This window comes from Stenotrophomonas chelatiphaga (genome assembly GCF_001431535.1).
Classification (GTDB): Bacteria; Pseudomonadota; Gammaproteobacteria; order Xanthomonadales; family Xanthomonadaceae; genus Stenotrophomonas; species Stenotrophomonas chelatiphaga.
This window is the reverse complement of record NZ_LDJK01000062.1, coordinates 41,271-50,156: the sequence shown is the minus strand read 5'-3', so window position 1 is coordinate 50,156 and position 8,886 is coordinate 41,271. Positions and strand designations below refer to the sequence as shown.

Below are 8,886 nucleotides of genomic sequence, written 5' to 3'. Positions count from 1 at the left end.
TTTTCTAATCAGATGACGGCATGCGTGGGAGGGGTCCGTCTCGTGGGCCCGGAGATGTGTATAGGAGGCAGGCGCAGCGGCCGGCGCGCGCGCGCGCAGGCCGCTGCGCAGACCGGTGAGCGCGGCGGTCCGCTGCTCAACAATCCGGAAACCGGGCTGCCCACCCGCCACCACCTGCTGCAGCAGCTGTCTGCCGCACTCGGTCACCGCGACCGCGGCGGCCTGTTCTTCATCGAAATCGCCAGCGCGCTGGGCCTGCGCGAACGCTACGGCTATGCCGCCTTCGAGCGCCTGATGGTGCAGGCCGGCCAGCGCCTGGCCGAAGCGGCGCAGCCGCACCTGCTGGCACGCCTGAACGACAACAGCTTCCTCGCCCTCGCCCGCGGCGTGGACGAAGAGCAGCTGGACGCCACCGCGCAGTCGCTGCGCGAGCAGCTGTCCGCCCGCGCCTTCGTGATCCGCGATGACGAGTCGGTGCACCTGCGCGGGGTGATCGGTTTCGCGGCCCTTTCGCCGGGCTTCCCGGACGTGGGCAGCGCGCTGGAGGCGATCGAGCGCACCACGCTGCAGGCACGCCTGCTGAGCGCCGGCGTGGCCGGGTTCGTCCCGCACGAAGAGACCAGCAGCGATGAACACCTGGCGATGCTGGACGGCCAGCTGGAACTGGCCTACCAGCCGATCGTCGCGGTGGCCGGTGGCGGCAACGCGCAGTACCAGGTGCTGCTGCGGCTGCGCCAGGCCGATGGCAGCGTGCTGACCGCCGGGCAGGTGATCCCCGCCGCCGAAGCGGCCGGCCGCATCGCCGACCTCGACCAGCAGGTCATCGACCACGCACTGGGCCTGCTCGACCACTACCGGCATGCCACGCCGCCACTGCACCTGTTCGTATCGCAGTCGCTGCGCACGCTGGCACGTGATGCCTTCGCCGACTGGCTGATCGAATCGCTGCAGCAGCGGCGGCTGGACGGCAGTGCGCTGGTGATCGACGTACGCCTGCCCGATGCACTGATCCACACCGTCACCCTGCAGCAGTTCTGCATGCGGGTGAGCGCGCTGGGCGTGCGCTTCTGCCTGAGCCAGTTCGAGCCCGGTCCGGAAGCCAATGCCCTGCTGACCCAGCTGCCGCTGTCGTTCGTGCGCATGGCCGGACGCTTCAGCAGCAGCCACGCCAATCCGCAGACGCGCGATGAGATGCGCGGGGCGATCGACGTCGCCCACCGTGCCAACCTGCTGATCATCGGGCAGCAGATCGAGGATCCGCAGGCGGCCGCGGCGATGTGGGTCGGCGGCGTGGATTTCATCCAGGGCAACATGGTGCAGTCGGCCGGCAGCGACCTGGATTTCGATTTCCTCAACGCGGTGCTCTGACCCGGTGACCCACGGACGGGGCCGATGGATCCACCGGGCGGGGCTCGCAGCGGCAGCCATCAGCGTGGGCTGCCTGCTGGCGGTGGCCCTGCACTGGAGCGGCCCGTGGCCCTGGCTGGGGCTGGCGGCGGCCTGCGTGGCGCTGTTGCTGTGGCCGCTGCGGGCGCAGCTGCACGGCGCGCACCGGGCAGCCCAGGCCGAGGGCGAACAGCGCCTGCGCCAGCTGCAGCAGGAGCTGGACCGCCTGCAGCGCCTTCACGACCAGCAGGGACAACTGGAGCAGCAGCTGCTGCTGGCCAAACAGGCCGCCGAAGCGGCGGTGCTGGCCAAGGGCGAATTCCTGGCCACCATGAGCCACGAGATCCGCACCCCGCTCAACGGCATCATCCCGATGCTGGACCTGATCGGGCGTGGCAGCCTGGAACCGGACCAGCGGCAGATGCTCGGCACGGCAGTCACCAGCTCGCAGCAACTGCTGCGTATCGTCGATGACATCCTCGACCACTCGCGGCTGGAAGCCAACGCGCTGGTGCTGGAGACCACCACCTTCAACCTGCGCGAACTGCTGGAAGGCGTGGTGCAACTGATGCAGCGTGCGGCCGAAGCCAAGGGCCTGCGCATCGTGCTGGAGCTGGATCCTGCGGTGCGGCTGTCGGTGCGCGGCGACCCGGTACGGCTGCGCCAGGTACTCAGCAACCTGCTGGCCAATGCGATCAAGTTCACGGCCCGCGGCCAGGTAACGTTGAAGGTCCGCCGGTTGGGTGAAAGCCCGTTCCGGCACGAGCTGCGTTTCGAGGTGCTGGACACCGGCATCGGCATCGACCAGGAACAGCAGTCACGCCTGTTCCAGTCCTTCAGCCAGGCCGACGCCTCGACCACGCGGGTCTACGGCGGCACCGGCCTGGGGCTGGCGATCTGCCGCCGCATCATCGAGCTGATGCAGGGTCAGATCGGCGTGCATTCCACGCCCGGCCAGGGCGCCCTGTTCTGGTTCGAGATTCCCCTGCTGAAGGCACTGGGCGATACCCGCAGCGGGCACGGCCCGGAACTCGGCAACCTGCTGCTGCTCAGCAATGATCCGCTGCTCCAGCAGCGCGTGCATCGCGTCGGTGCGCAGCATGGCCTGCAGGTACAGGCAGTGCAGACGCTGGCCGTGGCGCTGGAAGCGGTCCGCGCGACCAGCCGGGCACTGGCGTGGCTGGTGGTCGATGGCCGCCTGCTGCGCAACGGCGATGCCTCCGTGCAGCGGGCCCTGGCCGAGCGCGGCGCGGAGGCCCCGCAGGTGCTCTGGCTGCACCTGGGCAACGCGCCCGCGCGCAATGGCCAGCACTGGGTGGACGAACTGGCGGCCGACGCGGCGCTGCACGCGGTGCTGGTGCCGCTGGCCACGCGCTCGGCGCGCCCTGCCGCGCTGCTGGGCGATGCGACCTTGGCCCCCACTGCAGCCAAGGCACAGGACAGGCTGGACCTGCGCGTGCTGCTGGTGGAAGACAACATGGTCAACCTGATGGTGGCCGAGCGCGTTCTGGAAGTCATGGGCTGCACGGTGCGCACCGCCCACGATGGCGAACAGGCGCTGGGCGAGCTGCAGGCGGGCGGCATCGACGTGGTGCTGATGGATTGCCAGATGCCGGTGCTGGATGGCTACGCGGCCACCCGCCAGTGGCGCGCGCAGGAAGCGGTCTCCACGCGTCTCCGGGTGCCGATCATCGCCATGACCGCCAACGCCATGGCCGGTGACCGCGAGCGCTGCCTGCACGCCGGAATGGATGACTACCTGTCCAAACCGGTGGAGCTTTCGGTGCTGCGCAGCATGCTGAAGCGCTGGACGCTGGGCGCGCAGGACATCGGCAGCACGCAGGCGCACCACCAGGTGGTGGCAGCGGACGAGGATGCAGCGTCTTCGCAGTCCGCGCTGGACCCGACCGTGCTGGATGAACTGCACGAGGTGATCGGGGCAAGCACGCAGGCGATCATCGATGCGTTCCTGCACGACACACCGATCGCGGTGCAGCAGCTGCAGGCGGCGGCGCAGGAAGGCGACCAGGACCGGCTGCGCGCGCTGGCACACAGCCTGAAGTCATCCAGCGCGAATGTCGGGGCGATGGCCTTGTCGACCGCCGCGCGGCGCATCGAACTGGAAGCGCGCAATGGCACGCTGGAGATGCCGACGGTCGCCGCCGCGCGGGTGGTGGCGGAGTTCGCGCGCGCGCGCATGGCGCTGGCCGGCTGGCAGCCCCGGTAAGAACGGCCCCTGGTACCGACCTGGGTCGGCACCCATGCCCCCCGCTCAGTCTTCCAGCTTGCTCAGCAGGTACTTCGGCTCGCCGAGGCGCCCGATCAGTTCCAGCTGGGTTTCCAGCCAGTCGATATGTTCTTCTTCGGAATCCAGGATCTTCGTGAACAGCTGGCGGCTGACGTAGTCGCCAACCGAATCGGCATGGGCAACCGCTTCGCGCAGCACGTCCACGGCCTCGCTCTCGAGCGCCAGGTCGCACTGCAGGATTTCCGTCGGATTCTCGCCGATGCGCAGCTTGCCCAGCGCCTGGAAGTTCGGCAGTCCTTCAAGGAACAGGATGCGATCAGACAGCATGTCGGCATGCTTCATCTCTTCGATCGATTCCTTGTACTCGTGCTCGGCGAGTTCCTTGATGCCCCAGTTCTTCAGCATCTTGGCGTGCAGGAAGTACTGGTTGATCGCAGTCAGTTCGTTGTACAGCACCTTGTTGAGGTACTGGATGACTTTGGCGTCGCCTTTCATGGGGGGTGCTCCTGCACGCTGAAAACGCAGGCACTGTAGCGGCTTTACGCCGGCGATGAAGGAACGCGAATCGTGCTCAGTTGCGCGTTGCCGCGCGCATGGTCAGGCCGCCTGCAGGCCGCCGAGAACCGGCAGGGGCAGATCGTGGGTGTTGCGTGCCTTGGCCAGCAGGTCGGCCGCCATGTCCAGGCAGGACCCGCAGGTGGCGCCACATCCGGTGCGCATCGTCAGTTCGGCCACCGTCATGCAGCCATCCACCGCGGCTTCGCGGATCTGGTGGTCGGTGACTCCGTTGCAGATACAGACGTACACGGTGGCGGTCAGGTCTGGCAGGCCGATGCTGGCCTGCCGATATTCCACTTCAAACGCGAATGGTTGTCAATTAACAACCTGAATCATTCTCGATGAAGTTCAGCCTCAAGCGATCGTCAGGTTGGATCGCCCTGCACTTTCTTGGGCCAGTACCCCCGCTTGGTCGGACGTTTGCGCGGCCGATCATGACCGGCCGCGTGTCCTGGCATCCAAGCTTCCTGCGCCCCCGTCGGCATCTGCGTCACGCTGGCGCCGGCGACGCCCCGCGCCATCGGTGCGAGGTGGCGCAACGCACGCGCGTACACGCCCCGCTTGAACATCACCACGTGCTCGACCGGATACCAGAAATCCACCCAGCGCCAGTTGTCGAACTCCGGCGTGTCGGTCACGTCCAGCTGCACATGCGACTCATCACCGGTCAGGCGCAGCAGAAACCAGACCTGCTTCTGGCCGATGCACACCTGTCGCTCATTGCGGCGGATCGCGCGCGCAGGGAGCTTGTAACGCAGCCAACCGGGGGTAGCACCGAGCACTTCAACGTGTTCGGGCAGCAGGCCGGTCTCTTCCTGCAGTTCACGATACATGGCCTCGACGGGCGTCTCATCGGTGTTCATGCCGCCCTGTGGGAACTGCCAGCCGTCCCGGCGCACTCGACGTGCCCAGAACACCTGACCGTCCTGGCGCATCAACACGATGCCGACGTTCGGTCGATAGCCGTCCGGATCGATCACGATGCGGACTCCTAGAAATCTACTGACAGGGACTATCCCATGCCGTCTGTCGGCCCACAAGCAGCACACAAAACTATTGACATGTTTCGTACACATGCCCAGAATAGCCGGCTCACCCAAGGCTATGTAGCTCAGCCGGTTAGAGCACAGCACTCATAATGCTGGGGTCGGTGGTTCGAGTCCACCCATAGCCACCATGTCGAGGTTGGTTTTCGACTTGGAAAGTGAGACAATTGCTTCACCTATTTTGCCCCGTCGCCAAGCGGTAAGGCACCTGACTCTGACTCAGGCATTCGGTGGTTCGAATCCATCCGGGGCAGCCAAACAAAAAGAAAAAGGCCTGATCGAAAGATCAGGCCTTTTTCTTTTTGTTTGGTCGCGCACGTCACCTTATCCCCCCGCCTGTCGGCGCGCGCCCTTGAACAACAAGGGGGCTCCACTCCAGTGAAAATTCTGCGCCCTTGGAGAGCAGGCCCACACTGCCCTGCAGCCACGAGTGCACATCTGGAGAAAAGCCCCCTTCTTGTTGACGGGGGCGCGCCAACGGCGCCCAGCGGAACAAAAAAAAGCCCGGCGAAAGCCGGGCTTTTCTTGTTCTGCTGGCGCAGTCGATCAGCGCTTGGAGAACTGCGTAGCGCGACGTGCCTTGTGCAGACCGACCTTCTTACGCTCGACTTCACGGGCGTCACGGGTCATGAAGCCAGCCTTGCGCAGCTCGGACTTCAGGGTTTCGTCGTACTCGACCAGCGCGCGGGCGATGCCCAGGCGGATCGCACCGGCCTGGCCGGTGGTGCCGCCGCCAGCGGCGGTGACCAGGATGTCGAAGCTTTCGGTGTTCTTGGTCAGCTCGAGCGGCTGGCGCACGATCATGCGCGCAGTCTCACGACCGAAGAACTCGTCCAGCGGACGACCATTGACGGTGATCTTGCCAGAGCCCTTGCGCAGGAACACGCGGGCAGTGGAGGACTTGCGGCGGCCAGTGCCGTAGTTTTGAGTGATAGCCATGATTAGATATCCAGAACCTGCGGCTGCTGTGCGGCGTGCGGATGCTCAGTGCCTGCGTAGACCTTGAGCTTGCGGTACATCTGGCGACCCAGCGGACCCTTCGGCAGCATGCCCTTCACGGCGATCTCGATCACGCGCTCCGGGTGGCGCTCAAGCGCCTGGGCCAGGGATTCGGTCTTCAGGTTGCCGATGTAACCGGTGAAACGGTGATACATCTTGTCCTGCAGCTTCTTGCCGGTGACGACAATCTTTTCTGCATTGATGACGACCAGGTAGTCGCCGGTATCAACGTGCGGGGTGTAGACCGGCTTGTGCTTGCCACGCAGACGGCGGGCCAGCTCGGTGCAGAGACGGCCCAGGGTCTTGCCCTCGGCGTCAACGAGGTACCAGTCGCGCTGGACGGTCTCGTTCTTAGCGGTGAAAGTGCTCATGAAGAACTCTATGTAGGTCGTCGGGCTCATTGCGGCCAGGAGGGCCGGAACTCTGCCACGCGTTGTGAAGGTGAAACGCAAGAGGCGGGATTTTACCGAGCTTCGCCCCGGAGCGCAAGTTCACCCCCGCCATGGGTTGGCAGGCGCGCGACGGGCGGCGAGAATCAGGGCTCCCCTGACGTCACCGGCCCCATCATGAGCGCGCTCCGCCAGACCACCCCGCTGGACCACCTGCTGACCGAGGCACAGCGTGCGTTGGACACGGTGTTCGGCAATCCGCCGGCAGAACGCCCCTACCCCGCCACCGACGCCGCCGAACCCGGCATGAGCCCGGGCGAACGGCGGCACGCCGCCGGCCTGATGCGGATCAACCATGTCGGCGAAGTCTGCGCGCAGGGACTGTACTTCGGTCAGGCGGCGGTGGCGCAGGATCCAGCCACCCGCGCGCACCTGCTGGAGGCGGCGCAGGAAGAAACCGACCACCTGGCCTGGTGCGCGATCCGGCTGGGAGAGCTGGACAGCCGCCCCAGCCGGTTCAATCCGGTCTGGTACGCCGGCAGCTATGCGATCGGCACGCTGGCCGGGCTGCGCGGTGACGGCTGGAACCTCGGCTTCGTGGTGGAAACCGAACGCCAGGTGGAAGCCCATCTTGACGAGCACCTCGAGACGCTGCCGCCGGCCGACCTGCGCAGCCGCGCGGTGATCAAGGTGATGAAGGAAGACGAAGCGCGGCATGCCGAGCATGCCGAACAGGCCGGTGCGCGCCGCCTGCCGTTCCCGATTCCCGGCGCGATGGCGCTGGCATCGAAGGTGATGAAGACCATCGCGTACCGGTTCTGATGGACCGCCGGGCGTGGCTGTGCCCGTCAGGGCGTGGACACCAGCTTCAGGCCGATCACCCCGGCCACGATCAGTGCCACGCAACCCAGCCGGGCCGGCGAGGCGCTGTCGTTGAACAGGAAGATGCCCAGCACCGCTACGCCCAGCGCGCCGATGCCGGTCCAGATGGCGTAGGCCGTACCCACCGGGATGGTCTTCATCGCCTGGCTCATCAGGTACAGGCTGATCAGGGCCGCTCCCACCGTGGCTGCGGTCGGCAGCGGCTTGCTGAAGCCATCGGAATATTTCATGCCGATGGCAAAGCCGATTTCAAAAATGCCGGCCAGCAGCAGATAGATCCAAGGCATGGGGGACTCCTCAACTTTTTAAACGAAAACAAAACGGCCCAGTGTCTTCACACCGGGCCGTGGGTCGGTCAACTGCCGTGAAACCATGATCTGCGCAGATCGAGGTTCCACGGGGCGGGACGTCCCGCCTTCATGAGCATGGCCCCGGAGGACCCTGCCGGTATTACTCGGACAGGTTGCGTCCGTGGAACAGCTCTTCGATCTCACGACGCAGCAGCGCCTCGATCTTCATGCGTTCCTTGAAGGAAAGGTTCTTGGCCTTCTCTTCGAACAGGTACTGGTCCAGATCGAAATCCTTCAGGTGCATCTTCGTGTGGAAGATGTTTTCCTGGTAGACGTTGACGTCGAACATCTCGTAACGCGACTTGATGTTCTTGGCCAGGAAGTTCTGGATCGAGTTGATCTTGTGGTCGATGTAGTGCTTCTTGCCCTTCACGTCGCGGGTGAAGCCACGTACGCGGTAATCCATGATCACGATGTCCGATTCCAGACTCTCGATCAGGTAGTTCAGCGCCTTCAGCGGCGAAATGACGCCGCAGGTAGCCACGTCGATATCGGCGCGGAAGGTGGCGATGCCTTCCTGCGGGTGCGTTTCCGGATAGGTGTGCACGGTGATGTGCGACTTGTCCATGTGCGCGACCACGGCATCGGAGATCAGCTCCTTGCCGGCCTGCTTCTTGTCGATCACCGGTTCTTCGGAGATCAGGATCGTCACCGACGCACCCTGCGGATCGTAATCCTGGCGCGCGATGTTGAGAATGTTCGCACCGATGATCTCGGCGACGTCCGTGAGAATCTGAGTCAGCCTGTCGGCGTTGTACTCTTCATCGATGTAGTCGATGTAGCGCTGACGCTCCTCTTCGGTGCGGGCGTAACAGACGTCATAGATGTTGAAGCTCAGCGCCTTGGTGAGGTTGTTGAAACCTTGCAACCTCAGGCGAGGCAACGGCTTGACCACGGGCGGCGATCCTGTAAGAGCGGGGAAAGGATCAATTATGAGGCAATTGTTCCCCGAGGGGGGACCTGAACGGGCTGCCGTGAACAGCTAATTGTTTGCTCTTAACATTTCAGCTCCGCTAAGCTGCTCGCCA

Annotated in this window: 10 protein-coding genes and 2 tRNA genes; 5 read left to right on the top strand and 7 right to left on the bottom strand. The window is 64.9% G+C overall.

The window, feature by feature from the left end; genetic code table 11:
• Together ABB28_RS13535 and ABB28_RS13530 are read left to right on the top strand one after the other, a co-directional pair.
• On the top strand, window positions 1-1,368 hold a 1,368-nt coding region (locus ABB28_RS13535), incomplete at its 5' end, for a bifunctional diguanylate cyclase/phosphodiesterase (protein WP_083492032.1).
• 64 nt (window positions 1,369-1,432) lie between these two features.
• On the top strand, window positions 1,433-3,613 hold the full coding sequence (locus ABB28_RS13530; RefSeq protein ID WP_245625341.1) for an ATP-binding protein: 2,181 nt from the start codon (window positions 1,433-1,435) through the stop codon (window positions 3,611-3,613).
• A 45-nt stretch (window positions 3,614-3,658) separates the two neighbouring features.
• Here ABB28_RS13530 and bfr read toward each other — a convergent pair whose 3' ends face one another.
• From bfr to ABB28_RS13515, 3 genes are all read right to left on the bottom strand, one after another.
• Window positions 3,659-4,129, bottom strand: coding sequence for a bacterioferritin (bfr, locus tag ABB28_RS13525; RefSeq protein ID WP_057509117.1), 471 nt, complete (start codon window positions 4,127-4,129; stop codon window positions 3,659-3,661).
• A gap of 102 nt (window positions 4,130-4,231) precedes the next feature.
• Window positions 4,232-4,441: a (2Fe-2S)-binding protein gene (locus tag ABB28_RS13520; RefSeq protein WP_057509120.1), complete on the bottom strand. Its 210-nt coding sequence runs from the start codon at window positions 4,439-4,441 to the stop codon at window positions 4,232-4,234.
• 116 nt (window positions 4,442-4,557) lie between these two features.
• Window positions 4,558-5,172, bottom strand: a complete 615-nt coding sequence (locus ABB28_RS13515; protein WP_057509116.1) for an RNA pyrophosphohydrolase — start codon at window positions 5,170-5,172, stop codon at window positions 4,558-4,560.
• Window positions 5,173-5,292: 120 nt separating this feature from the next.
• Between ABB28_RS13515 and ABB28_RS13510 the strand changes: the two genes are divergently transcribed.
• Together ABB28_RS13510 and ABB28_RS13505 are read left to right on the top strand one after the other, a co-directional pair.
• A tRNA-Met gene (locus ABB28_RS13510) sits at window positions 5,293-5,369 on the top strand.
• 51 nt (window positions 5,370-5,420) lie between these two features.
• Window positions 5,421-5,495, top strand: a tRNA-Gln gene (locus tag ABB28_RS13505).
• Between the two features lie 289 nt (window positions 5,496-5,784).
• Here ABB28_RS13505 and rpsI read toward each other — a convergent pair.
• Complete coding sequence (gene rpsI, locus ABB28_RS13500) at window positions 5,785-6,177, bottom strand: 30S ribosomal protein S9 (protein ID WP_042614287.1); 393 nt, start codon at window positions 6,175-6,177, stop codon at window positions 5,785-5,787.
• Between the two features lie 2 nt (window positions 6,178-6,179).
• The gene (gene rplM, locus ABB28_RS13495) at window positions 6,180-6,608 is read right to left on the bottom strand and encodes a 50S ribosomal protein L13 (protein WP_042614286.1); all 429 of its coding nucleotides are present in this window, start codon (window positions 6,606-6,608) and stop codon (window positions 6,180-6,182) included.
• A 195-nt stretch (window positions 6,609-6,803) separates the two neighbouring features.
• Between rplM and coq7 the strand changes: the two genes are divergently transcribed.
• Window positions 6,804-7,448, top strand: a complete 645-nt coding sequence (gene coq7 / locus ABB28_RS13490) for a 2-polyprenyl-3-methyl-6-methoxy-1,4-benzoquinone monooxygenase (protein ID WP_057509115.1) — start codon at window positions 6,804-6,806, stop codon at window positions 7,446-7,448.
• A gap of 26 nt (window positions 7,449-7,474) precedes the next feature.
• Here the strand turns inward: coq7 and ABB28_RS13485 are convergent, their stop codons facing one another.
• Together ABB28_RS13485 and speD are read right to left on the bottom strand one after the other, a co-directional pair.
• Entirely contained in the window at window positions 7,475-7,795 is a 321-nt protein-coding gene (locus ABB28_RS13485; protein ID WP_057509114.1) for a DMT family transporter, read from the bottom strand.
• 163 nt (window positions 7,796-7,958) lie between these two features.
• Window positions 7,959-8,753: an adenosylmethionine decarboxylase gene (gene speD, locus ABB28_RS13480; RefSeq protein ID WP_042614283.1), complete on the bottom strand. Its 795-nt coding sequence runs from the start codon at window positions 8,751-8,753 to the stop codon at window positions 7,959-7,961.
• Between the last annotated feature and the right edge of the window lie 133 nt (window positions 8,754-8,886).